Origin of the sequence: Streptomyces sp. NPDC051684 (assembly GCF_044453445.1) — a bacterium.
Classification (GTDB): Bacteria; Actinomycetota; Actinomycetes; order Streptomycetales; family Streptomycetaceae; genus Streptomyces.
The window spans coordinates 48,113-70,150 of record NZ_JBITCS010000013.1 but is presented as its reverse complement, the minus strand read 5'-3'; the positions used below and the strand labels follow the sequence as shown (position 1 = coordinate 70,150).

The window sequence follows — 22,038 nt, the reverse complement described above, 5'->3', positions numbered from 1 at the left end:
ATGACTGTCATGAACGTACGACGATCCCGCCGCCTGATACCCGTCGCCGCCGCAGCTCTCGGCCTGACCGCTCTGACCGCGTGCTCCACGTCCTCGGCCGACGACCAGGGCAGCGACGGCAAGCTGAGCGTCATCGCCTCGTTCTATCCGATGCAGTACCTCGCCCAGGAGATCGGCGGCGACCACGTCGACGTCACGAACCTGACCGAGCCCGGCCAGGAGCCGCACGACCTGGAGGTCAGCGCCAAGCAGCGCGCCCAGCTCGAGGAGTCCGACGCCGCGGTCTACCTGAAGGGCCTGCAGCCCTCCGTGGACGAGGCCATCGACCAGTCGGACATCAAGACCAAGGTCGACGCCGGCACCCTGACCTCCCTGGAGAAGCACGGCACCGAGGTCGACGGCCACGACCACGGGCACGGCGAGCACACCCACGACGAGGACGCCGCCGACCCGCACATCTGGCTCGACCCGGTGAAGTACGCCGAGGTCGCCGAGGGCGTCGGCAAGGCCCTCCGGAAGGCCGACCCCGACCACGCGGCCGACTACAAGAAGAACACCGCGGCCCTGGTCGGCAAGCTCGACGAGCTGAACACCAAGTTCGAGAAGGGCCTCAAGGACACCAAGTCCTCGACCTTCATCACCACGCACGCCGCCTTCGGCTACCTCGCCGAGCGCTACGGCCTCACCGAGGAGGCCATCAACGGCCTGGACCCGGAGAGCGAGCCCAGCGCCGCCCGCGTCAAGGAGCTCCAGAAGACGGCGAAGCACGACGGCGTGGGCACCGTCTTCTACGAGACGCTCGTCAGCGACAAGACGGCCAAGACCCTCGCGGGCGACGCCAAGCTCAAGACCGACGTGCTCGACCCGATCGAGGGCATCACGGAGAAGTCCAAGGGCGACGACTACATCTCGGTCATGGAGTCGAACCTGGCCGCGCTGCAGAAGGCGCTGGGCACCAAGTGACCACGGAGGAGAGCGACATGGGTGAACGGGAAGCCGTCGTCTCGCTGAGCGGAGTGACGGCCGAGCTCGGCGGACGCCCCGTGCTGCGCGGCATCGACCTCACCGTGCACCGCGGCGAGGTCGTCGCCCTGCTCGGCGCGAACGGGTCGGGCAAGTCCACCGCCATCCGCGGCGTGATCGGGCAGGTCCCGCTCACCGGCGGCGGGATAGAGATCTTCGGCACGCCGCGCCGGCGCTTCAAGGACTGGGCGCGCGTGGGCTACGTACCGCAGCGCACGACGGCCGCGGGCGGCGTGCCCGCGACGGTGGCCGAGGTCGTCTCGTCCGGGCGGCTCTCGCGCGCGAGATTCGGCCTGCTGCGCAAGGCCGACCGGGACGCGGTGACCCGCGCCCTGGAGCTCGTCGGGATGGCGGACCGCGCCAAGGACTCCGTGGACGCGCTCTCCGGCGGGCAGCACCAGCGGGTGCTCATCGCGCGCGCCCTGGCCGCCGAACCCGAACTTCTGATCATGGACGAGCCGATGGCGGGCGTCGACCTGGCCAGCCAGGAGATCCTCGCGGCGACGCTGCGCACGCAGGTCGCGGCCGGCGCCTCGGTCCTGCTCGTGCTGCACGAGCTCGGTCCCCTGGAGCCCCTCATCGACCGCGCGGTCGTGCTCCGCGACGGCTGCGTGCTGCACGACGGCCCGCCCCCGAAGGCCGTCGGCCAGCACGCGCTGCCCGGCCACGACCACGTGCACCCGCACACGCACGCGGCCGCCGAACCGATCCGCACAGGACTGCTGAGCTGATGGAACTCCTCTCGTACGACTTCATGCGGCGGGCCCTGCTCGCCGCCGTCCTCGTCGGCATCACCGCCCCGGCCGTCGGCATCTACCTCGTGCAGCGCCGCCAGGCCCTGATGGGCGACGGCATCGGCCACGTGGCGATGACAGGTGTCGGCCTCGGCTTCCTCCTCTCCACCTCCCCGGTGTGGATGGCGACGGCCGTCTCCGTACTCGGCGCCGTGATCATGGAATTGATCCGCTGGTACGGGAAGACGCGCGGCGACATCGCGCTCGCGATGCTCTTCTACGGGGGCATGGCGGGCGGCGTCATGTTCATCAACCTCGCGCCCGGCGGCTCCAACGCCAACCTCAACTCGTACCTCTTCGGCTCGCTTTCGACGGTGTCGCAGGACGACGTCCTCGCCATCTGTCTGCTCGCGGCGTTCGTGGTGCTCGTGACGGTGGGCCTGCGCAGGCAGCTGTTCGCGGTCAGCCAGGACGAGGAGTTCGCGCGGGTCACGGGCCTGCCGGTGCGCGCCCTGAACCTGCTGATCGCGGTGACGGCGGCGGTCACGGTGACGGTCGCGATGCGCGTGGTGGGCCTGCTCCTGGTCTCCGCGCTGATGGTGGTGCCGGTGGCGGCCGCACAGCAGCTGACCCGCAGCTTCAAGGCGACGTTCGTGATCTCGGTGGCGCTCGGCGTCGTCGTGACGATCGGCGGCACCGCGACCTCGTACTACCAGGACGTGCCGCCCGGCGCGACGATCGTGCTGCTCACCATCGCGGCCTTCATCGTCCTCGCGCTGCTCGCGAAGCCGCTCGCCCGGCGCAGGGCGCGATCCGTCCCGGTGCCTGCCGGGGACCCGGCCGAGTGCCCGATCCCGGAGCAGGCCACCGCCAAGGTCTGAGCCACCTACAGCGCCGCCTGGCACAATGGCGGGCGTACGTACGTGGCAGGGATGTGAGGAGAAACCCGTGGCAGCCCCGGTTCGAGGCAGGTCGACCCGCCAGCGCGCGGCCGTGGCGGCAGCGCTCGACGAGGTGGACGAGTTCCGCAGCGCCCAGGAGCTGCACGATGTCCTCAAGCACAAGGGGGACTCGGTCGGGCTGACCACGGTGTACCGGACGTTGCAGTCCCTCGCGGACGCGGGCGAGGTCGACGTCCTGCGCACCTCGGAGGGCGAGGCGGTGTACCGCCGCTGCTCCACGGGCGAGCACCACCACCACCTCGTGTGCCGGGTGTGCGGCAAGGCGGTGGAGGTCGAAGGCCCCGCGGTGGAGAAGTGGGCGGAGGCGATTGCCTCCGAGCACGGTTACGTCAACGTGGCCCACACGGTCGAGATCTTCGGCACCTGCGCGGAGTGCGCCGCCGGTTGATCCGTTGCCGCCTGTGCCGGGCAAGCAAGTTTCCGCCCCGGCAGCGGGCAAGCAAGTTTCCGCCCCGGCAGCGGGCGAGCAAGTTTCCGCCCCGGCGGCGGGTGAGCAAATCAAGCCCCGCCGGCGATTGAGGCGCGGGGTCCGGGGCAGAGCCCCGGGCGGCGCCGCGCGCTCAAGGTCACGGGGCTCCGCCCGGACCCCGGGGGGGGGGCGCCCCCGGGGCGGGGTGGGGGCCCCCCCCCCCCGGGGGGCCGGGGGGGGGGGGGGCGGGGCCGGGGGGGGCGCGGGCCCCCCCCCCCCCGCCCCCCCCCCCGCCCCCCCCCCCCCCCCCCCCCCCCCCCCCCCCCCCCCCCCCCCCCCCCCCCCCCCCCCCCCCCCCCCCCCCCGCGGCGCCGCGCGCTCAAGGTCACGGGGCTCCGCCCGGACCCCGCTGCTCAATCGCCGCAGGGGCTTGAACGGCTCACCCGCCGGAGGCAGAGGCGCTACTTGTCGGCCTCAAGTTGGAGCAGGACCTCGTTCGGGGTCGCCCCGCCGAACCGCCGGTCGCGGGAGGCGTATTCGACGCACGCGCGCCACAGGTCACGCCGGTCGAAGTCCGGCCACAGGACGTCCTGGAAGACCATCTCGGCGTACGCGCTCTGCCACAGCAGGTAGTTGGACGTGCGCTGCTCACCGCTGGGCCGCAGGAACAGGTCCACGTCGGGCATGTCCGCGTAGTAGAGGTACTTCGCGAAGGTCTTCTCGCTGACCTTGGACGGGTCGAGCCGCCCCGCCTTCACGTCCTCCGCGAGCGCCTGCGCCGCGTCCGCGATCTCGGCACGGCCGCCGTAGTTCATGCAGAAGTACAACGTCAGCTTGTCGTTGTCCTTGGTCTGCTCCTGGGAGATCTCCAGCTCCTTGGCGACCGACTTCCACAGCTTGGGCATCCGCCCCACCCACCGCACGCGCACACCCAACTCGTCGAGCTGGTCGCGCGTCTTGCGGATGAAGTCGCGGTTGAAGTTCATGAGGAAGCGCACCTCGTCGGGCGAGCGCTTCCAGTTCTCGGTGGAGAAGGCGTAGAGCGAGATGGCGCCGACGCCCATCTCGATGGCGCCCTGGAGGACGTCGAGCACACGCTCGGCGCCGACCTTGTGGCCCTCGGTGCGCGGCAGGCCGCGGTCCTTGGCCCAGCGTCCGTTGCCGTCCATGACGATCGCGACGTGCTGGGGCACCAGCTCGCCGGGGACCTTCGGCGGCCGCGCGCCCGACGGGTGCGGTTCGGGCGCTGTGTACTCACGGCGGTTCCGTCCGAGGATTCCGCGACGTGCCATGTTCCGGGCCTCTCCCCTAGCTCAGTGCCAGCTCTCGCTAGCTTTTCTCTACGTAGCGCAGCGAGCGCAGTCCGCGCTCCAGGTGCCAGTGCAGGTAGGCCGACACCAGCCCGTTGCCCTCCCGGACGAACCGTGCCTCGCACGTGTCCGCCGTCTCCCAGTCTCCCGTGAGCAGTGCACCGAGCAGGTCGAGGGCCTGCGGTGAGGGTACGACGCTGCCCGGTACCCGGCAGTCGACGCAAACCGAGCCGCCCGCCCCGACGGAGAAGAACCGGTTGGGACCGGGCATTCCGCACTTCGCGCAGTCTCCGAAGCTGGGTGCGTAGCCGTTGACCGCGAGCGAGCGCAGCAGGAACGCGTCGAGGATCAGGCCCGGCGCGTGCTCGCCGCGGGCGAGCGTGCGCAGGCCGCCGACGAGGAGCAGGTACTGCTGCACCGCGGGTTCGCCCTCGTGGTCGGTGAACCGTTCCGCCGTCTCCAGCATCGCGGTGCCCGCGGTGTACCGGGCGTAGTCGGTGACGATGCCGCCGCCGTACGCGGCGATGGTCTCGCTCTGCGTACAGAGCGGCAGTCCGCGCCCGATCAACTCGCTGTTCCGCGCGAAGAACTGCACGTCGACGTGGGAGAAGGGTTCGAGCCGGGCGCCGAACTTGGACTTGGTGCGCCGCACACCGCGGGCGACGGCGCGCACCCGTCCGTGGTTGCGGGTGAGCAGCGTGATGATGCGGTCGGCTTCGCCGAGTTTCTGGGTGCGCAGCACGACCCCGTCGTCACGGAACAGACTCATGCCACTCATTGTCCCTTACGGACGGTGCCCGTTTGCGGGAACGGGGGCAGGGGCGCTTCCGGGTCCGCCAGCCACGCGCGGCCGCGCGAGCGCACCGTGTCGGTCAGCCCCGCGCTCAGGTCCGCCACCGTCACGGCCCGCAGCGAGTCCCGCCAGGCCCGGTCCGCGTCGTACATGACCTGGGCCACTCCGCACGGACCCGTGCACCGCTCGGGCGGGATCGCGCACGCGCCGCGCTGGCGGATCTCGCCGCAGACGAAGGCGGGCGCGGAGCCCTCGACCGCCTCCACCACGTCGAGCACGGTGATGTCCTTCGGTTCGCGGGCGAGCCGGAAGCCGCCGCGGGGCCCGGATGTGGCGATCAGCACACCGGCGGCGGCGAGGGACTTGAGGTGCTTGGCGAGGTACGCCTCGGGCAGCCCGTAGTACCCGGCGAGGGTGGAGCGGCGCACGGCGACACCGGGCGGCGCCTGCACGAGGAGCACGCAGCAGTGCACGCCCCACTCGACGCCCTGCGACAACTTCATGGAACCCGAGGCTACCCCTCCATCCACTTGATGGATATCAAATATCGATGATACCCATGACCCTCATGACAGAGACTCGGCTCGACACCGGCCCGCCGCGGCCCGCCCCCGCGGAGCCCTCCCCGGCCGACCGCCGCATGCTCGCGGTCGCGCTCACCGCCACGTTCATGGGGAGCTTCGACCTCTTCGTCGTGAACGTCGCCACCGAGGCGCTCCGCGCGGACCTGGGCGCGAGCGACGCGGCGCTCGAACTCGTCGTGTCCGGCTACGCGTTCGCGTACGCGGCGGGGCTGATCACGGGCGGCCGGCTCGGGGACCGGTTCGGTTACCGGCGGACGTTCGTGGCGGGGATGGTGGCGTTCACGGTGACGTCGCTGCTGTGCGGGCTCGCCCAGGGGGCCGGGGAGCTGGTGGTGGCGCGGCTGGCGCAGGGGCTCGCGGCGGCGGTGATGGTCCCGCAGGTGCTGTCGCTGGTGACGGCGCGCTTCCCGGCGGCGCACCGGGGCCGGGCGACCGGCTGGAACGGGGCGGTGGCGGGCATCGGGTCGATCGCCGGGCAGCTCATCGGCGGCGTACTGCTACAGGCGGACGTGTTCGGGCTCGGCTGGCGGGCGGTGTTCCTGGTGAACGTCCCCGTGGGCGTGGTGGCCTCGATCGCCGCGTGGCGGCTGCTTCCGGCCCAACTCTCCGGCCCCCGGCGGCAGTTCGACGCGATCGGCGCGCTGGGCGTCACGGCGACGCTGGCGCTGCTCCTGGTGCCGCTGTCGCTGGGCCGGGACGAGGGGTGGCCGCTGTGGACATGGGCGTGCCTGGCGGCGGCCGTCCCCGTGGCCTGGGCGACATGGCTCTGGCAGCGGACGTTGCGGGCACGCGGCGGCGAACCGGTCCTCAACCCGGCGCTCTTCCGCAACCGCCCGTATCTGACCCTGCTGGCGGGCCTGGGCGCCTTCCAGCTGTACTTCGGCGCCTACATGTTCACCCTGGCGCTGCTGCTCCAGGCGGGCCTCGGCGCGAGTCCGCTCACGGCCGGCGCGGTGTTCGTCCCGCAGGCTGCGACCTTCACCGCGGGTTCGCTGCTCAGCGGGCGCCTCACGGCGCGGCACGGGATGCGGTGGCCGGTGGCGGGCGGGGCGCTGGTGGTGGCGGGCCTGGCCCTCGCCGCGACCCAGCTGACCGCCTCCGGCCGCGGCGGCACGCTCGACCCCTGGGCCCTGACACCGGCCCTCCTCCTGACCGGCCTCGGCAACGGCCTGCTCATGCCGCCGATCATCGGCGCGGCGCTGTCCCGGGTGACGCCCGAGACGGCAGGCTCGGCGTCCGGAATGCTCAACACGGCGCAGCAGGCGGCGGGCTCCCTCGGCGTCGCCCTGCTCGGCATGCTGTTCTTCACGGTGTCGGGCCCCGGCCTGCGGGACGCCCGCACCGGAATGGCGGCGGTCTCGGCGGCGTTCGCGGCCCTGGTGGCGGTGTCGACCACCTTGATGTGGTCGACGCACCGCCGCTCAGCTGCCTCTTAGCCCTCCCACGACACCGCCGGCCACTACCGTCCCCCGCCGTCCAGGACCTCCTGGGCGACGCGGGTCAGGTCCTCCTCGGTGGGCAGCAGAGCGCACATCTCCGGGGTAAGGCTGCCGAGCGCGTACATACTGACGGCGAGAGGACGGTTGCTCGCCCGCAAAGCGAGCTGCAAGACGACCTGATTGTGTCCCTTGCAGATGAGGATGCCGAGCGTCCCCCGTCGAGCGCCGGGTCGCGCACCAGCTCGTCGACGGCGGCCGCGTAGAACCCGAGCATGCCGAAGTGCTCCGGCCTGGCGTCCTTCGTCTTGAGCTCGACGACCACGTACCGCCGCAGTCCGAGGTGGTAGAAGAGCAGATCGATCCGGTACTCGCGGCCCTCCAGCACGAGCGGGTACTGACGGCCCACGAAGGCGAACCCGACGCCCAGCTCGGTCAGGACCGGACGATCTGTTCGACGAGCGCGTCCTCCAGCTGCCGCTCCGAATGCTGCTCGTCGAGGGTGAGGAAGTCGAGGCGGTACGGATCCTTGGTGATGTCCTCGACGACATCGGCGTCCTCCGGGACAGTCGCCGTGAAGTTGGAGGTCGCGGCGCGCCTCCTGAGGTGGAGCTCCTGGGCCATGCACTGTTCCAGGCGGTCGCGCGACCAGCCCTCGCCCCACGGCAATTGTCCAACAGGCTGTTGGACAATTGAGTCCGGCCAGGTGCGGGCCATCTGCTGTATGTACATGAGGTTGCTGCGCGAGAAGCCGCGCTGGTTCGGGAACGTCGTCTTCAGGTCGGTGGCGAGCCGCGCCACGACCTTCGTGCCCCAGCCCTCTTCGGCCTGGCGGCGCAGGATGTGGGAGGCGCAGGACGTGGGATCCGATCTCCCAGTACATCTGGACGAGTTCGGTGTTCACGGCCCGCTGGGCACGCAGGCGCGCGCCGTCGATCGTCTGCTTGATGTCGCCGAGCAACTCCCCGTACCAGGACGGGGGGGAGTTACGTTCCTTCGTACGCAGGTAGGAGGCGACGTCGGGCAGCCCCGGCCCGCGCCTACGGCACCTCGCCCCGGCTTCTTCTGTTCTCGTACGCCGTCGCCGCGCGCACCCGTTCCGTCGTCGACGCCACGCGCAGCACCTCCGGCGGGCAGTCCCACTCGCGCCCGCCGCCGAAGGGCCGCAACTGTACGTACGGCCCCTCGTGCCCCATCACTCGTCCCACCTGACCCGTGCTCGTGTCGACCGCGTACGAACCGATCGGCGGTTTCATGGCGTAGCGCTCCTGTCGTCCGTCCCTGCGAGGAGTACGGCGGCGAGCCGGGCCGCCGCGTCAACCGGACAACGGCCCAATTCCACCAAGGGACACGGGGCACTCCGTGCGATTGACCCGGGATCGAGGCCGAGCGAGGGCAGCACAATTCCCGCTCCGGCGAGTGCGGATCGCAATGTCTCCACCATTTCCTCGACTTCCTCCACGCACAGCGCGGCGTGCTTCGATTGTCCCGTCACGTGGCTCCCCTGCCTCATTGAATTTCACGCTTTGCACCTCCACGGTGGCGTGCCGTCCCTACAGTGGGGAGAGGTCTGTGCACTGCAACTGCGCTGCTTTCCCTGGGGGGTTGGCCATGGCCAAGGGTTCGCGCCAAGCGGCGTGGGAGTTCTTCGGGGTGGAGTTGAAGCGCCGCCGGGAGGACGCGGGGCTCACCCAAGTGGAGTTGGGGATACAGGTATTCGTTTCCGGCGGCTACATCGGCCAATTCGAACAGGCAATTCGCAAGCCGCAGTTGGATGTAGCCCGGAGGATCGATGAGGCGCTGCAAACCGACGGTATTTTCGAGCGGATGTGGCGGTCCCTGATCGACGACCACCGCTACGCGGGGTATTTCGCGGAAGTGGTCGAGCTTGAGCGGTCGGCCACGAGGATCTGTGAGTGCGCGACGAGCGTGGTGCCTGGGTTGCTGCAGACAGCCGCGCACGCGCGGGCGATCACTCTCGCGGCGAACCCGTTCGTCACCGACGAGTACGTGGAGGAGAAGGTGTCCGCCCGCCGGGAGCGTGCGGACATCCTTCGGGACGCTACAAGGCCCGAGTACTGGGTGACGCTTCACGAGAGCGTGCTGCGCCCGCCGGTGGGCGGATCGGCCGCAATGGCCGAGCAGTTGGAGCACATCGCGGAGCTGATGCGGCAGCGGGTCGTGTGGGTGGCGGTGATCCCGTACGAGGTGGGGGCGTACGCCTTGATGGCGGATGACCTACGACTCATGGAGTTCGACGACGCCCCGCCGGGCGCCTATACAGAGACCGCGTTTTCGGGAACGCTCATCGATGATCCGGCCGTGGTGAAGCGCGCACAGCGCGCATACGATCTGGTCAGGGGCGCCGCGCGACCGCCAGAGGTGGCCCTGACCCTGATCGAGTCGGCGACGGAGGGCCACGGACGATGCGCGAGTACGACCTGAGCAACGCCAGCTGGCGCAAGAGCAGTTACAGCAACGGCGAGGGCGGCAACTGCGTCGAGGTCGCCGACGGAGTCCCCGGGGTCGTGCCCGTCCGGGACTCCAAGGTCGTCGACGGCGACGTCGTGATCATCGGCGCGGCCGCGTGGTCCGCGTTCGTGACCGGAACGACGACCTGAACCAGCCGCCACCCCGTGGGGCCGAAGCGCCGGGGGCACACGGCGGCCGGTTCGTGCGGCGCAGCGAGGAGCGGTTATTGGAGCCCCTGCGGCGATTCAGCAGCGGGGGCCGGGGCGGAGCCCCGTGGCCGGGGGTACGCGCTGAGGGCCGCCAGCGCGGACACCGCCACCCCCACCGCCACCGTGAGCAGCCCCGGCGTCGCGGACGCGACGGCACGGCGCGCCGTCAGCAGACCGACGCCGGGAACCACGGCCGTCGCGAGTCGATGTCGCCGAACCGCGCCTCGACCGGGCGCAGGAGCGCCGCCTGGGCCGCCCGCGCGACGTCGCCGAGCCGGCGCAGCCACGAACGGATCGCGGACGCCCGGGCGATACGGACCGCGGCGAGGCCCCCGACGAACAGCACGAGGTACTCGACCGCGAGCCACGGTCCCGTGTCGACGCGCAGCACCGCGCCCGCCGTCCCCGCGAGGGCCAGCACCCAGGCGAGCGTGGTGAGCGTGGGCCGCACGCCGAGCCGCGCGCAGGCCAGCAGGGGGCCGATGAGCAGGACCGCGACCGCGGGGTGGGCGGGCTGCCACGCATCGGCGCCGACCGCCAGCGCGGCGCACAGGCCGAGGACGGCGACGCAGTGCGCACGGGCTCCCCACCGACTTCTCGACATCCCTCGACCTCACCGCCCCTGACCCGCCCCGCCCTGCCCCGCCTGGGTGAACGGCCCACTATGGCCCAACGCACCGAACCGCAGACACCATTGCCCCGCATCGGACCGGTGTGGACCGGAAGTGGTCGCTCCCCGTCGCATTCCGTCCGGTATCCGAGGGTGCGGCGTGGTCAACTCGTTCGGCTCGGCGGATACCCGCGAGTCGGCGCGCCGGACGGAGGAAACTGTCACCGTGGAAAGTCTGCCCGTCGAGGGCACCCAGTTCATCGGCCGCCAGGCCGAACTCGACTACCTGGAGCAGGAGTTGAGGGACCACCGGCTGCTCACCCTCACGGGGGTCGGAGGGGTCGGCAAGACCCGGCTCGCCGCGCGCCTCGCCCTGCGCACGGGCCCGCACGTGGCGGACACGGTGTGCTTCGTGCCGCTCTCCCCGCTGCACGACCCGACACTGCTCGGCAACGTACTCCTGGAGGAGCTGCGGCTCGCCGACAACTCGAACGAGGACGCCGCGGACGTCGTCGCCCACTGGCTCACCGACAAGCGGGTGCTGCTCATCCTCGACACGTGCGAGCACCTGCTGGACGACTGCGCCCGGCTCGTCCGCAAACTCCTCGACATCGCACCGGAGCTGCGCGTCCTGGCGACGAGCAGGCAGCCGCTGGGGCTCGCCGACGAGCACCGGTTCATGGTCGCGCCGCTGCCCGTCACGGCCGACGGCGACCCGGGGCGGCCCGGCGACTCGGTCGCGCTGTTCGCCGACCGTGCCGCGCTCGCCTCCCCCGCGTTCCGGCTCGGGCCGGGCGAACGGATCACCGCAGAGGCCGTCTGCCGCCGCCTCGACGGCATCCCCCTGGCCATCGAGCTGGCCGCCGCCCGGCTCGCCGAACTGCCCCTGGAGCGGCTGGAATCCCTGCTCGGCGACCGCCTCGACACGCTGGCCGGGTCCGCCGAGCACACCGGTCCACCGCGCCACCGCACGCTGCGCGCCACCATCGGCTGGAGCCACGAACTGTGCACGCCGCTCGAACGGTTGCTGTGGGCGCGCCTGTCCGTGTTCACCGGCGGCTTCGACCCGGCGGGCGCGCGGGCGGTGGGCCGCGGCGGGCCGCTCGGCGAGGCCGAGGTCGCCGGGGCGCTCGCCGGCCTCGTCGCCAAGTCGCTGGTGCGCGGCAGGCCCGGTGGGCGCTACGACATGCTGGACACGGTCCGCGAGTTCGGGGCGTCGTGGCTGCGCCAACTCGGGCCCGCCGAGGCGGCCGGGGCGCGGCGCCGGCACCGAGACTTCCATCTGGAGCTCGCCCGCCGGGCCGACGCGGGCTGGATGGGGCCCGAGCAGGAACACTGGTACGAGCGCCTCGTCACCGACCACCCCAACTTCCGTGTGGCGCTGGACTTCTGCCTGGAGACCCGCGACGGGCCCGCCGCACAGCGGCTGTGCGGCCATCTGTGGATCCTCTGGTTCCCCTGCGGCTTCGCCCGCGAGGGCCGGCGGTACGCGGAGGCGGCGCTGGCCCTGTCCGAGCGGCCGGGGCCCGAGTACCTGCTGGGCCTGTGGGCCCGCGCGACGGCGGCGCTCTCGCAGGGCGACACCGAGACGGGCCTCGAGGTGTCCGCGGCGTTCCGTGACCGTACGCGTCCCGACCCCTCACCGGCTCAGGTGATGGCGGCGGCGTACCTGGAGAGCACCTCGCTGTGCCTGATGGGCCGGCTGCGGGAAGCGGCCGACGTCATCGACGCGGCGCCGGACCTGCGGGGGTACACCGGGCCCTACGACTCGGCCTGGTGTCTCACCACGGCCGGACGCGCCCTCGTGCACGTCCTGTCCGGCGAGTTCGCGGAGGCCGCCGTGGTGGCGCGCAGGCTCGAAGCGGAGTGCGGTCGGCGCGGCGAGCGCTGGTCGCACACGTGGGCCAGCTGGGCGGCGGCCCTCGCGGCGAACGGTCAGGGGCGCCCGGACGAGGCCGCGCGGCACGCGCTGGTCACCATCGCGGGCAAGTCCCGGTTCCGCGACCGCGTCGGCGTCGCCCTCGCGGTGGAGGCCCTGGCCTCCTCGCTGAGCACGCTCGGCGAGACCCGGCGCGCGGCCAGGCTGCTCGGCATCGGCCAGCGGATGTGGCAGAGCCTGGGCCGCCCTCAGCTGGGCTCGCCCGAACTGGTGGCCGCCCGCGACCTCACCGAGCGCCGCATCAGGGAGTCCGTCGGCGACCGTGAGTACGAGACGCAGTACGCGGCGGGCCTGGAGATGGCCACGGCGGACGGCATCGCGTTCAGCCTCGCCACGCGCACCGGCGCCGACACCGGCTGACCGCGCGCCCGCCCCGCTACGCTCGCGCGCATGATCACAGGAGCGCACACGATCCTCTACTCCTCCGACGCGGACGCCGACCGGGCCTTCCTGCGGGACGTCCTCGGCTTCCCGCACGTCGACGCGGGCGGCGGCTGGCTGATCTTCGCGGCACCGCCCTCCGAGATCGCCGTGCACCCGACGGAGGGCGCGCCCAAGCACGAGCTGACGCTGATGTGCGACGACGTGGAGGCCACGATCGCCGAACTGACCGCCAAGGGCGTCGAGTTCACGTCCCCCCTCCAGGACCTGCGCTGGGGCCGCCTCACGTCGCTGCGTCTGCCGGGCGGCGGCGAGCTGGGCCTGTACGAACCCCTGCACCCGACGGCCCACGGCTCGTAGGACCCGTCCCCCTAGGGGGACGGGGTCACGAGCCCCGACTCGTAGGCCGTGATGACCAGTTGTGCCCGGTCCCGCGCGGCCAGCCTCCCCATGATCCGGCTGACGTGGGTCTTCGCGGTGAGCGGGCTGAGTCCGAGCGCCTCGGCGATCTCCGTGTTGTTGAGCCCGCGTGCGACGAGCGCGAGGACCTGGCGCTCGCGGTCCGACAGCTGCCCGAGAGCGCCGTTCGCCGGCGCGGGCGCCTCGGGCGCGCTCAGCACCCGGGCGATGAGCCGGGCGGTGGGCCCGGGCGACAGGAGGGCGTCGCCCGCGGCGACGGTCCGGATGGCGTCGAGCAGCTCGGCGGGCCTGGTGTCCTTCACCAGGAACCCGGAGGCCCCGGCCCGCAGCGCCTCGACCACGTGCTCGTCGGTGTCGTACGTGGTCAGCACCAGCACCTTCACCCCGGCCAGATCCTCGTCGGCGGCGAGCAGCCGGGTGGCCTCGATCCCGTCGAGGTCCGGCATCCGGATGTCCATGACGACGAGATCGGCCCGCGCCTCCCGGACCGCCGCGACGGCCTCCCGCCCGGTTCCGGCCTGCCCCACGACCTCCATGTCGGCGGCGGACTCGACCAGCATGGCGAAGGCGGCCCGCACGAGCGTCTGGTCGTCGGCGAGCACCACGCGAATGGCGTTCACGGCCTGTCCCCTTCCCGCGGCCGCCCGACAGCAGTCGAATCCCCGTGCCCCCGCGGCGATGGAGCAGCGGGCTCCGGGGCGACGCCCCGTGCCGTCAGCGGCAAGGTGGCCCGCACCTCGAACCCGCCCGCGGCCCGCGGCCCCGCGTCCAGCACGCCGCCCACGCTCCGCGCCCGCTCCCGCATCCCCACGAGCCCGAACCCCGGCGCCACGGAGGCGGCATCGGGCACGCCCACCCCGTCGTCGACCACGGACACCTCCACCGCCCCGGGAGCCGCGCGCAGCGCCACCCGGACGGACAGCTCCGCCCCGCCGTGCCGCACCGCGTTGGTCAATGCCTCCTGAACGATCCGGTACACCGCCGCGCCGACCGCGCCCGGCACCTCCCCGGCATCGAGATCGCACCGCACCGAGACCCCCGACGTCCGCGCCGCCTCCGCCAGCTCCGGAATTCCGTCGACCCCCGGCAGCGGCCCCCGCGCTTCGTCCGGGGAGGACCGCAGTACCTCCAGCGTGGCGCGGAGCTCGCCGCGCGCCGCACGGCACGTGTCCGCGATGTCGTCGAGCGCCTTGGCGACCGCGGCCCGGTCGAGCCGCTGGGGATCGGCGTTCAGCACATGCGCGGCGACGGACGTCTGCACCCCCACGAGGGTGATGCTGTGCGCCAGCAGGTCGTGCAGATCGCGGGCGACCCGCAACCGCTCCTCGGCGACCCGCCGCCGCGCCTCCTCCTCCCGGGTCCGCTCGGCCCGCTCGGCCCGTTCCACGACGGAGGCGAGGTACTGCCGGTGCACCCGCACGTACACGCCGAGCAGCAGCACGACGACGATCCATCCGGAGATCCTGAGCGCCTGCGTGCCCTCGGCCATGCCGTGGCCGAACTTGACCCCGAGCATGAGCCCGATGACGCACACGCCGACGAGTACCGTGCGCCGCGGCCGCCCCGTCATGGCCACGGTGAACAGCCCGCACAGCGAGGCGAGCAGCGGAGCGGTGTGCTGGAAGTCCATCGCGTGGTACGGCGCGACGAAGGCCACGAGGCCGAGGAACGAGGCGAGCGGCGCACGCCGCCGCCAGATCAGCGGAACGTGCGCGCCCACCAGCAACAGCCAGCCCAGGGGCGTCGGTTGGCGCCCTTCGGCGGGCAGCAGGAGCGCCACGCACACGTCGACGAGCGCGAGCGCCGCCGCGAGGAGCGCGTCCTGGCGTCGGATACGGCCCGGGTCCGCGGGCAGCACGCGGCGGGTGGGCCCGTGCGGCCCTGGCAGGAGGAGACGTGTCACGTCCACCGCCCCATCTTCGGTCATGGGCGCGCCCCTCCGGCAGGGAGGGGCACGCCTTTGCGTTCGTACGGTCCGGACTCAGGGCGTGGGCGCCGGCTCCCGCTCCGGGGCCGGCGGCGCGGCCGCGACCCGCTCGCGGGACAGCGGCCCCGGCCACCACACCTTGCGGCCGAGCGCGTACGACGCCGACGTCACGAGATACGTCCGTACGAGGAAGGTGTCGAGGAGCACCCCGACCGCGATCACGAAGCCCAGCTCGACGAGTTGGACCAGCGGCATGCTGGTCAGCACGGCGAACGTGGCCGCCAGCACCAGGCCCGCCGAGGCGATCACCGCCCCGGTCGTCCGCAGCGCGGTCAGCGCCGCCGCCCCGGTCGGCGCCCCGCCGAGCACCTCCTCCCGCATCCGGTGCATGAGGAAGATCCCGTAGTCCACGCCGAGGGCGACGAGGAACACGAAGGACAGCAGTCCGAGTCCCGGGTCCGTGCCCTCGAAGCCGAAGAGGGTCCCGAAGACGAGCCCGCCGATGCCGAGCGCCGCTCCCCACACCGCGACCACGGCACCGAGCAGCAGCAGCGGCGCGACGAGACTGCGCAGCAGCACCACCAGGATCAGCAGCACCGCGGCGAGCACGATCGGCACGACGACGAGCCGGTCCCGGGCGTTGGTGTCCTTGAGGTCGAGCTGCTCGGCGCTGGGCCCGCCGACGTACGCCCCCTGTCCGTCGAGCCCGTCGCGCAGCGCCTCGATGGTGGCGTTCTCGGCGTCGCTCTGCGCCGCGGCCTTCGCGACGACGCTGATCTCGGTCCAGCCGCCACCGCTGCGTTCGCGCTCGACGCCGACGACCCCGTCGGTACCCCGGGCGGTCTCAATTACCTTACTGGCGCTACCTGTTGGCGCGATGACCGTGATCGGCTGGCTGCCCGCCTCCGGGTAGGCGGTGGCGAGCGTCCGCATGGCGACGACGGAGTCCGGCCTGTCGGTGAAGGAGTCCTCCTGCTTCAGGCTGCCCGGCAGATTGAGGGCTACCAGGGCGAGCGCCCCGAGCAGCACGGCCCCGACGCCGAGCACGGCGAGCGGCCTGCGCCCCGCGGACGAGCCCATCGCCGTGAACAGCGACCTGCGCTCCTTGGGCCGCGAGCCGAACGCCGGCACCAGCGGCCAGAACACGCGCCGCCCCAGCAGGACGAGCACGGCGGGCAGCAGCGTCAGCATGGCGACGAGCGCGCACAGCACGCCGACGGCGCCCAACGGGCCCATGCCGCGGCTGGAGTTGAGGTCGGCCGCCAGCAGGCAGAGCAGCCCGGCGGCGACGGTCGCGGACGAGGCGAGCACGGCGGGCCCGCAGCCACGCAGGGCCGCGCGCATGGCCTCGTACGGCCGCTCGAAGCGCCTCAGCTCCTCCCGGTACCGCGACACGATCAGCAGCGCGTAGTCGGTCCCCGCGCCGAACACGAGGATCGTCATGACGCCCTGACTCTGCCCGCTGATCGTGGTCCCGAAGGCCTGGTTGAGGCCGTACGCGACACCCATAGACAGGAAGTCGGCGACCCCGGCGACGGCGAGCGGCACGAGCCACAGGAACGGGCTGCGGTAGATCAGGATCAGCAGCAGCGCCACGACGGCCACGGTCGTGTAGAGCAGCGGCCCGTCGAGCGACTGGTACACCTCGGACGCGTCGGTGGCCAGCGCCCCGGGCCCGCCGACGTCGACGCCCATCCCGGCGCCGGTGTCGTGGGCGATGTCCCGTACGTCGTTCACGAACGCGTCCCGGGCCTTCTCGTCCTGGCCGGGCGTGGTGCTGGCGACGGGGTACATCACGGTGTCACCACTCTTGGACGGCACCCCTTGGGGATCCCGTACGAGCGCCAACCGGCTCTCGACGTCCGTCACTTGCCGCTCCGCCGTGGCACGGTCGGCGGCGGTCAGGCCCCCGTCCCGGTGGTACACGAGCACCAGCTCGGTGGTCTCGCCGCCCGGCAGCCGGTCCTGGATCTTCGCGACCTGCGTCGAGTCGGCGCTCGCGGGCAGGTAGTCGACGGCCCGGTTGTGCTGCACGTCGCCGAGCTTGCCGGCGAAGGGGCCTGCCAGGGCGAGCACGGCGACCCACAACGCGAGCACCCCCCAGGGAACCGCGATCCGCCTCATGGGTTGACCCCTCTCTGCCATCAGAATCCGATGCGTCCAGATTCCGATGCGAGGAGCCACATCTCGTCGACCGTCCGACCGACCTGAGAGGTACTGCGACGGGCGTCAGCACGCCCGCCCTACTCCCGCGGGAGTAACGAGAGACAACAGCGGGAGCCCGCATTTCAAGCCCCTGCACCGCTCGGGCAGCGGAGGCCCGCATTTCAAGCCCCTGCGCCGCTCGGGCAGCGGAGGCCCGCATTTCAAGCCCCTGCGCCGCTCGGGCAGCGGAGGCCCGCATTTCAAGCCCCTACGGCGCTCGGGCAGCGGAGGTCCGTATTTCAAGCCCCTGCGGCGATTGAGCAGCGGGGTCCGGGGCGGAGCCCCGTGGCGTGGGACCGGCTCAGCTGGGCGTCCGCGAGGCCGCAGCCAACAACTCGCCCACCTCATCCGTGCACAGGGTCAACGCCGCCCCCACCGTACCGAGCACATCCCGCTCCCCCGCCGAGTACATCCCGTCCGCCAGCGCGATCCGCGCACCTTGCAGCAGGATCGACTCCCGCCCCGCCGGAGCGAGATGCTGCGCCAGCGGATCGAGCGCCTCATGCAGCTCTATGGCAAGCCCGGCCCCCGCCCCGCACTGCTCGGCGACCCGCCCCGCATCCGTGACCAACGCCTCGACGAGCGCGGCGAGTTGCTCCTCGGAGGTGTCCTCGAACCCGGCCTCCCGCAACGTACCCACCGCGCACTCCAGCGCCAGCGGCGACGTCCCGCCGCCCGCGAGCACCGCGAGCACCACCGTGTGCACGGCGTCCCGCAGCATCGCGGAGAAGCGGTGCGTGGTCGGGTGGTCGAGCGCGTCCGTGCCGAACCGGCCCTCGCAGGCCGCGCATTCGACGACGGGCCCCGCCGACCCGCGCGGCACGACGGGAAGCCCGAGCAGCACCAACCGCCGCTTCCCGGTCCGCCGTTGGTAGTTGCGATCGCCGCCGCAGCCAGGACAGAAGAACTCGCCGTCGCCCACGGTGGTCCATATGGTGTGCACCCCGAACACCCGCGAGAGCCCGGTCAGTCCCATGCGTCCATGATTCGGCAGCACGTCGCACACCTCCCGTCGTGGCGCCGCATCATCGCGGCGTTGGCGTGATGTTAGCCACATTGTTGATGCGGCGTCAGTACCTTGGTCACGCCGAGGTCACGGAACTTGTCGTTCCTGGCCTGGATGCGACACGGCCCCGCACACCCACAAAAGGTGCACGGGGCCGAGAAACCGCAGCTCAACTACGTCAACGGCTCGCGCGGTTGACCGCCGAGACGACCGCCTTCAGCGAGGCACGTGTCGTGTTCGCATCGGTGCCGATGCCCCACAGAACCTTGTCCTCGATGGCGACCTCGATGTACGAGGCGGCGACCGCGGAGGCGCCCTCGCTCATCGTGTGCTCCTGGTAGTCCAGGAGCCGGGCGTCGATGCCGATGCCCTGCAGCGCGTGGAAGAAGGCGGAGATGGGGCCGTTGCCGGTGCCCACCAGCACCTGCTCGACGCCGTCCACCTCGGCCTCGACGGTCAGCGTGTCCACGCCGTCCGTGTCGGTCGTGGTCTGGCCCGTCTTGACCTGGATGCGGCCCCACGGGTTGGAGGGGTTCGGCAGGTACTCGTCCTGGAAGACGGCCCAGATGTCCTTGGGCGTGACCTCGCCGCCCTCGGCGTCCGTCTTCTGCTGGATGACCTTGGAGAACTCGACCTGCATACGGCGCGGCAGGTCCAGGTTGTGGCCGTCCTTCAGGACGTACGCGATACCGCCCTTGCCGGACTGCGAGTTGACGCGGATCACCGCCTCGTAGGAGCGGCCGACGTCCTTCGGGTCGATCGGCAGGTACGGGACCGCCCACTCGATGTCGTCGACGGTGACGCCCTTGGCCTTGGCGTCGGCCTCCATCGCGTCGAAGCCCTTCTTGATGGCGTCCTGGTGGGAGCCGGAGAAGGACGTGTAGACCAGGTCGCCCACGTACGGGTGGCGCGGGTGGACCTCCATCTGGTTGCAGTACTCCCACGTGCGACGGATCTCGTCGATGTCGGAGAAGTCGATCTGCGGGTCGACGCCCTGGGAGAACAGGTTCATGCCCAGGGTGACCAGGTCGACGTTGCCGGTGCGCTCGCCCTGGCCGAACAGGCAGCCCTCGACGCGGTCACCACCGGCCATGACGCCCAGCTCGGCGGCGGCGACGGCGGTGCCGCGATCGTTGTGCGGGTGGATGGACAGGCAGACGTACTCGCGGCGCGACAGGTTGCGCGACATCCACTCGAAGCGGTCCGCGTGCGTGGACGGCGTCGAACGCTCCACCGTGGCCGGCAGGTTGAGGATGATCTCGCGGTCCGGGCCCGGCTGGTAGACGTCCATGACGGCCTCGCAGACCTCCAGGGCGAACTCCAGCTCGGTGTCCGTGAAGATCTCGGGGCTGTACTGGTAGCCGAACTTCGTCTCCGGACCCAGCAGCTTCTCCGCGTACTCCATGACCAGGCGGGTGCCGTCGACGGCGATCTGCTTGATCTCTTCCTTGGAGCCGCGGAAGACGACGCGGCGGAAGACCGGCGCCGTGGCGTTGTACAGGTGGACCGTGGCGTTCTTGGCGCCCTTCAGGGACTCCACGGTCCGCTCGATCAGGTCCTCACGGGCCTGGGTCAGTACGGAGATCGTGACGTCGTCCGGGATGGCGGCCGGGTCCTCGATGATCGAGCGTACGAAGTCGAAGTCCGTCTGCCCCGACGCGGGGAAGCCGACCTCGATCTCCTTGTAGCCCATCTTGACCAGCAGGTCGAACATCGCGCGCTTGCGGGCCGGGGACATCGGGTCGATCAGCGCCTGGTTGCCGTCGCGCAGGTCCGTGGAGAGCCAGCGGGGGGCGGTGGTGATCCGCTTGCCGGGCCACGTGCGGTCCGGGATGTCGACCTGGTCGTACTGGCCGTACTTGTGGATCGGCATGCTGCTGGGCTGCTGGCGGTTTGCCATGATGCGTGGGCTCCTCGGAGGTGGCCTGGAAGGCGGCCGACGGCGCAACACAAAACTCCGCGGGGAGGGAGCCGGCCTTGTCTACAGGCCCTCGCCGCGGCAGCTAAGGAGAAGCAGCCCGAAACGCATGATGCACAGCACCTTAGTCGAGTCTCGTCGTTCGCGAAGGCCCGTATCAGTATGCGGGACCACGGACAGGTAACGGGTAAGAGGTGATCAATACCTCTATTTCGCTAATCATGGTGGCAGGTAGTGACAGCGGCATGACCCAGTGCCACATTGCCTCGCATGACCACCACACCAACGGGGAACCCAGCGGGGTTCGAGCCCGTTTTCTGCACCATCGTGCCGCCCCACGTCCTCGACAAGGCAGCTCAGAGCGAGGACTCCGCGATCGCCGCCCGGGCGCGCCGCTCCCTTGAGCGCGACGCCTTCGAGCGCACGCAACGCCGGATCACGACCGTCGTCGGCGCGCCCTCAGTCGCCCCGCCCGCGGGCATCGAGGGCCACAAGCCGCACCGCACCATCTACGACGCCCGGCACCGCACGGAGCTGCCGGGGCGCAAGGTGCGCGGCGAGGGGGACAAGCCTGGCAAGGACGCGACCGTGAACCGCGCGTACGCGGGGCTCGGCGCGACGTTCGAGCTGTACCTGGAGAAGTTCTCCCGGTACTCCATCGACGGCAACGGCCTGCCGCTGAACGCGACGGTGCACTACTCCGAGGAGTACAACAACGCCTTCTGGAACGGCGAGCAGATGGTGTTCGGCGACGGTGACGGCGAGATCTTCCTCGACTTCACCATCCCCGTCGACGTCATCGGCCACGAGCTGACCCACGGCGTCACGCAGTACACGGCGAACCTGACGTACTTCGGTCAGCCCGGCGCGCTCAACGAGTCGATGTCGGACGTCTTCGGCTCGCTGATCAAGCAGTACACGCTGGGCCAGACCGCCTCCGAGGCCGACTGGCTGATCGGCGCGGGCCTGCTCGCGCCGCGCGTCACGGGTGTCGCCCTGCGCTCCATGAAGGCGCCCGGCACCGCGTACGACGACGACGTGCTCGGCAAGGACCCGCAGCCCGCCGACATGGACCACTTCGTGAAGACGGGCCGGGACAACGGCGGGGTGCACATCAACTCCGGCATCCCCAACCACGCGTTCTACATCCTGGCCGAGGCGCTCGGCGGGCACGCGTGGGAGCGGGCGGGCCAGATCTGGTTCGACACGCTCACCGGCGGCGAGCTCGAACAGGACTGCCTCTTCGCGGACTTCGCCAAGGCGACGGTGAAGGCGGCGCAGGCCCGCTACGGCGGCGGCGAGGAGTACCAGTCGGTGCTCAAGGCCTGGGAACAGGTCGGCGTTCCTACCCAGTAGGCGCGGGGTGGAGTAGACAGGAACCCATGCGTATTCACGTAGCGCGCACGGGCGGTTTCGCCGGCATCGACCGGCACGCCGAGGTGGACACGGCGGGCCGGTCCGATGCCCACGAGTGGCACGCCCTGGCCGAGAAGGCGGTGGCCGCCGGCCGGAGCACGCCGCCGACAGGGGTCCCCGACGGCTTCAGCTACACGATCACGGTGGACGGGGAGACGGTGTACTGCGCGGACCCCCGGCTCACCGAGGAACAACGCAGGCTCATCACCCGGGTACTGAAGGAAGGGGCGTAACAAGCCCCGACCGCACGGGCGTTGACTTCCTACCGACGGGTACGGATGATC

General features: G+C 71.6%; 23 protein-coding genes and 1 pseudogene. 11 read left to right on the top strand and 13 right to left on the bottom strand.

What is annotated here, in order from left to right:
• The first annotated feature begins 9 nt into the window (after nucleotides 1-9).
• The 4 genes from ACIA8D_RS17580 to ACIA8D_RS17565 all read left to right on the top strand — a co-directional run bounded on the left by ACIA8D_RS17580 (nucleotide 10) and on the right by ACIA8D_RS17565 (nucleotide 3,107).
• The gene (locus ACIA8D_RS17580; protein ID WP_399233020.1) at nucleotides 10-963 is read left to right on the top strand and encodes a metal ABC transporter substrate-binding protein; all 954 of its coding nucleotides are present in this window, start codon (nucleotides 10-12) and stop codon (nucleotides 961-963) included.
• 17 nt (nucleotides 964-980) lie between these two features.
• Nucleotides 981-1,754 carry a metal ABC transporter ATP-binding protein gene (locus ACIA8D_RS17575; RefSeq protein WP_399233019.1) on the top strand — a complete coding sequence of 258 codons (774 nt, stop codon included), beginning with the start codon at nucleotides 981-983 and terminating at the stop codon, nucleotides 1,752-1,754.
• Nucleotides 1,754-2,638 (top strand): metal ABC transporter permease, encoded by an 885-nt coding sequence (locus tag ACIA8D_RS17570; protein ID WP_399233018.1) that lies wholly within the window; start codon nucleotides 1,754-1,756, stop codon nucleotides 2,636-2,638. The genes ACIA8D_RS17575 and ACIA8D_RS17570 overlap by 1 nt, the downstream gene beginning before the upstream one ends.
• 67 nt (nucleotides 2,639-2,705) lie before the next feature.
• Nucleotides 2,706-3,107, top strand: coding sequence for a Fur family transcriptional regulator (locus tag ACIA8D_RS17565; RefSeq protein WP_399233016.1), 402 nt, complete (start codon nucleotides 2,706-2,708; stop codon nucleotides 3,105-3,107).
• A 482-nt stretch (nucleotides 3,108-3,589) separates the two neighbouring features.
• Here the strand turns inward: ACIA8D_RS17565 and ACIA8D_RS17560 are convergent, their stop codons facing one another.
• From ACIA8D_RS17560 to ACIA8D_RS17550, 3 genes are read right to left on the bottom strand one after another with little or no spacing between them, the layout of a single operon-like run.
• Entirely contained in the window at nucleotides 3,590-4,420 is an 831-nt protein-coding gene (locus tag ACIA8D_RS17560; protein ID WP_399233015.1) for an isoprenyl transferase, read from the bottom strand.
• 37 nt (nucleotides 4,421-4,457) lie between these two features.
• The gene (gene recO, locus ACIA8D_RS17555; protein WP_399233013.1) at nucleotides 4,458-5,207 is read right to left on the bottom strand and encodes a DNA repair protein RecO; all 750 of its coding nucleotides are present in this window, start codon (nucleotides 5,205-5,207) and stop codon (nucleotides 4,458-4,460) included.
• Nucleotides 5,208-5,212: 5 nt separating this feature from the next.
• Nucleotides 5,213-5,734 (bottom strand): RrF2 family transcriptional regulator, encoded by a 522-nt coding sequence (locus ACIA8D_RS17550; RefSeq protein WP_399233012.1) that lies wholly within the window; start codon nucleotides 5,732-5,734, stop codon nucleotides 5,213-5,215.
• A 65-nt stretch (nucleotides 5,735-5,799) separates the two neighbouring features.
• Between ACIA8D_RS17550 and ACIA8D_RS17545 the strand changes: the two genes are divergently transcribed.
• The gene (locus tag ACIA8D_RS17545) at nucleotides 5,800-7,251 is read left to right on the top strand and encodes an MFS transporter (RefSeq protein WP_399233010.1); all 1,452 of its coding nucleotides are present in this window, start codon (nucleotides 5,800-5,802) and stop codon (nucleotides 7,249-7,251) included.
• A gap of 23 nt (nucleotides 7,252-7,274) precedes the next feature.
• Here the strand turns inward: ACIA8D_RS17545 and ACIA8D_RS17540 are convergent, their stop codons facing one another.
• From ACIA8D_RS17540 to ACIA8D_RS17525, 4 genes and pseudogenes are all read right to left on the bottom strand, one after another.
• Nucleotides 7,275-7,424, bottom strand: coding sequence for a hypothetical protein (locus tag ACIA8D_RS17540; protein ID WP_399233247.1), 150 nt, complete (start codon nucleotides 7,422-7,424; stop codon nucleotides 7,275-7,277).
• A 116-nt stretch (nucleotides 7,425-7,540) separates the two neighbouring features.
• Nucleotides 7,541-7,639 (bottom strand): annotated as a pseudogene (locus tag ACIA8D_RS17535) (PDDEXK nuclease domain-containing protein); the annotation flags it as partial.
• Between the two features lie 47 nt (nucleotides 7,640-7,686).
• Nucleotides 7,687-8,052, bottom strand: coding sequence for a DUF1016 N-terminal domain-containing protein (locus tag ACIA8D_RS17530; protein ID WP_399233006.1), 366 nt, complete (start codon nucleotides 8,050-8,052; stop codon nucleotides 7,687-7,689).
• 239 nt (nucleotides 8,053-8,291) lie between these two features.
• On the bottom strand, nucleotides 8,292-8,507 hold the full coding sequence (locus tag ACIA8D_RS17525) for a hypothetical protein (protein ID WP_389278117.1): 216 nt from the start codon (nucleotides 8,505-8,507) through the stop codon (nucleotides 8,292-8,294).
• 355 nt (nucleotides 8,508-8,862) lie between these two features.
• Here ACIA8D_RS17525 and ACIA8D_RS17520 point away from each other — a divergent pair, with 355 nt between their 5' ends.
• Together ACIA8D_RS17520 and ACIA8D_RS17515 are read left to right on the top strand one after the other, a co-directional pair.
• Nucleotides 8,863-9,696 carry a Scr1 family TA system antitoxin-like transcriptional regulator gene (locus ACIA8D_RS17520; protein ID WP_399233004.1) on the top strand — a complete coding sequence of 278 codons (834 nt, stop codon included), beginning with the start codon at nucleotides 8,863-8,865 and terminating at the stop codon, nucleotides 9,694-9,696.
• Nucleotides 9,678-9,872, top strand: a complete 195-nt coding sequence (locus ACIA8D_RS17515) for a DUF397 domain-containing protein (protein ID WP_399233002.1) — start codon at nucleotides 9,678-9,680, stop codon at nucleotides 9,870-9,872. Before ACIA8D_RS17520 ends, ACIA8D_RS17515 begins: the two co-directional genes overlap by 19 nt.
• 226 nt (nucleotides 9,873-10,098) lie before the next feature.
• Here ACIA8D_RS17515 and ACIA8D_RS17510 read toward each other — a convergent pair whose 3' ends face one another.
• Nucleotides 10,099-10,536 (bottom strand): hypothetical protein, encoded by a 438-nt coding sequence (locus ACIA8D_RS17510; RefSeq protein WP_399232998.1) that lies wholly within the window; start codon nucleotides 10,534-10,536, stop codon nucleotides 10,099-10,101.
• A 232-nt stretch (nucleotides 10,537-10,768) separates the two neighbouring features.
• On the opposite strand from ACIA8D_RS17510, the gene ACIA8D_RS17505 reads away from it, so the two are divergent.
• Nucleotides 10,769-12,841: an ATP-binding protein gene (locus ACIA8D_RS17505; RefSeq protein ID WP_399232996.1), complete on the top strand. Its 2,073-nt coding sequence runs from the start codon at nucleotides 10,769-10,771 to the stop codon at nucleotides 12,839-12,841.
• Between the two features lie 30 nt (nucleotides 12,842-12,871).
• On the top strand, nucleotides 12,872-13,222 hold the full coding sequence (locus ACIA8D_RS17500) for a VOC family protein (RefSeq protein WP_399232994.1): 351 nt from the start codon (nucleotides 12,872-12,874) through the stop codon (nucleotides 13,220-13,222).
• Between the two features lie 11 nt (nucleotides 13,223-13,233).
• Here ACIA8D_RS17500 and ACIA8D_RS17495 read toward each other — a convergent pair whose 3' ends face one another.
• The 5 genes from ACIA8D_RS17495 to leuA all read right to left on the bottom strand — a co-directional run bounded on the left by ACIA8D_RS17495 (nucleotide 13,234) and on the right by leuA (nucleotide 20,320).
• The gene (locus tag ACIA8D_RS17495; RefSeq protein ID WP_399232993.1) at nucleotides 13,234-13,902 is read right to left on the bottom strand and encodes a response regulator; all 669 of its coding nucleotides are present in this window, start codon (nucleotides 13,900-13,902) and stop codon (nucleotides 13,234-13,236) included.
• On the bottom strand, nucleotides 13,899-15,209 hold the full coding sequence (locus ACIA8D_RS17490; protein ID WP_399232992.1) for a sensor histidine kinase: 1,311 nt from the start codon (nucleotides 15,207-15,209) through the stop codon (nucleotides 13,899-13,901). The genes ACIA8D_RS17495 and ACIA8D_RS17490 overlap by 4 nt, the downstream gene beginning before the upstream one ends.
• A 54-nt stretch (nucleotides 15,210-15,263) precedes the next feature.
• Nucleotides 15,264-17,333, bottom strand: a complete 2,070-nt coding sequence (locus ACIA8D_RS17485; protein WP_399232990.1) for an MMPL family transporter — start codon at nucleotides 17,331-17,333, stop codon at nucleotides 15,264-15,266.
• A gap of 382 nt (nucleotides 17,334-17,715) precedes the next feature.
• Nucleotides 17,716-18,411 carry a TerB family tellurite resistance protein gene (locus ACIA8D_RS17480; protein WP_399232988.1) on the bottom strand — a complete coding sequence of 232 codons (696 nt, stop codon included), beginning with the start codon at nucleotides 18,409-18,411 and terminating at the stop codon, nucleotides 17,716-17,718.
• Nucleotides 18,412-18,598: 187 nt separating this feature from the next.
• The gene (gene leuA / locus ACIA8D_RS17475) at nucleotides 18,599-20,320 is read right to left on the bottom strand and encodes a 2-isopropylmalate synthase (RefSeq protein ID WP_399232986.1); all 1,722 of its coding nucleotides are present in this window, start codon (nucleotides 20,318-20,320) and stop codon (nucleotides 18,599-18,601) included.
• Between the two features lie 288 nt (nucleotides 20,321-20,608).
• On the opposite strand from leuA, the gene ACIA8D_RS17470 reads away from it, so the two are divergent.
• Together ACIA8D_RS17470 and ACIA8D_RS17465 are read left to right on the top strand one after the other, a co-directional pair.
• Nucleotides 20,609-21,694 (top strand): M4 family metallopeptidase, encoded by a 1,086-nt coding sequence (locus tag ACIA8D_RS17470; RefSeq protein ID WP_399232984.1) that lies wholly within the window; start codon nucleotides 20,609-20,611, stop codon nucleotides 21,692-21,694.
• 26 nt (nucleotides 21,695-21,720) lie between these two features.
• Nucleotides 21,721-21,987: a protealysin inhibitor emfourin gene (locus ACIA8D_RS17465; protein ID WP_399232982.1), complete on the top strand. Its 267-nt coding sequence runs from the start codon at nucleotides 21,721-21,723 to the stop codon at nucleotides 21,985-21,987.
• Nucleotides 21,988-22,038 lie beyond the last annotated feature (51 nt).

What these genes read in the sequence shown, in the direction of transcription:
- ACIA8D_RS17500 (WP_399232994.1), top strand. Translation starts at nt 12,872, where the DNA reads ATGATCACAGGAGCGCACACGATCCTCTACTCCTCCGACGCGGACGCC.
- ACIA8D_RS17470 (WP_399232984.1), top strand. Translation starts at nt 20,609, where the DNA reads ATGACCACCACACCAACGGGGAACCCAGCGGGGTTCGAGCCCGTTTTC.
- ACIA8D_RS17490 (WP_399232992.1), bottom strand. Translation starts at nt 15,209, where the DNA reads ATGACCGAAGATGGGGCGGTGGACGTGACACGTCTCCTCCTGCCAGGG.
- ACIA8D_RS17520 (WP_399233004.1), top strand. Translation starts at nt 8,863, where the DNA reads ATGGCCAAGGGTTCGCGCCAAGCGGCGTGGGAGTTCTTCGGGGTGGAG.
- ACIA8D_RS17485 (WP_399232990.1), bottom strand. Translation starts at nt 17,333, where the DNA reads ATGAGGCGGATCGCGGTTCCCTGGGGGGTGCTCGCGTTGTGGGTCGCC.
- ACIA8D_RS17570 (WP_399233018.1), top strand. Translation starts at nt 1,754, where the DNA reads ATGGAACTCCTCTCGTACGACTTCATGCGGCGGGCCCTGCTCGCCGCC.
- recO (WP_399233013.1), bottom strand. Translation starts at nt 5,207, where the DNA reads ATGAGTCTGTTCCGTGACGACGGGGTCGTGCTGCGCACCCAGAAACTC.
- ACIA8D_RS17465 (WP_399232982.1), top strand. Translation starts at nt 21,721, where the DNA reads ATGCGTATTCACGTAGCGCGCACGGGCGGTTTCGCCGGCATCGACCGG.
- ACIA8D_RS17580 (WP_399233020.1), top strand. Translation starts at nt 10, where the DNA reads ATGAACGTACGACGATCCCGCCGCCTGATACCCGTCGCCGCCGCAGCT.
- ACIA8D_RS17575 (WP_399233019.1), top strand. Translation starts at nt 981, where the DNA reads ATGGGTGAACGGGAAGCCGTCGTCTCGCTGAGCGGAGTGACGGCCGAG.
- leuA (WP_399232986.1), bottom strand. Translation starts at nt 20,320, where the DNA reads ATGGCAAACCGCCAGCAGCCCAGCAGCATGCCGATCCACAAGTACGGC.
- ACIA8D_RS17515 (WP_399233002.1), top strand. Translation starts at nt 9,678, where the DNA reads ATGCGCGAGTACGACCTGAGCAACGCCAGCTGGCGCAAGAGCAGTTAC.
- ACIA8D_RS17545 (WP_399233010.1), top strand. Translation starts at nt 5,800, where the DNA reads ATGACAGAGACTCGGCTCGACACCGGCCCGCCGCGGCCCGCCCCCGCG.
- ACIA8D_RS17560 (WP_399233015.1), bottom strand. Translation starts at nt 4,420, where the DNA reads ATGGCACGTCGCGGAATCCTCGGACGGAACCGCCGTGAGTACACAGCG.
- ACIA8D_RS17525 (WP_389278117.1), bottom strand. Translation starts at nt 8,507, where the DNA reads ATGAAACCGCCGATCGGTTCGTACGCGGTCGACACGAGCACGGGTCAG.
- ACIA8D_RS17510 (WP_399232998.1), bottom strand. Translation starts at nt 10,536, where the DNA reads ATGTCGAGAAGTCGGTGGGGAGCCCGTGCGCACTGCGTCGCCGTCCTC.
- ACIA8D_RS17550 (WP_399233012.1), bottom strand. Translation starts at nt 5,734, where the DNA reads ATGAAGTTGTCGCAGGGCGTCGAGTGGGGCGTGCACTGCTGCGTGCTC.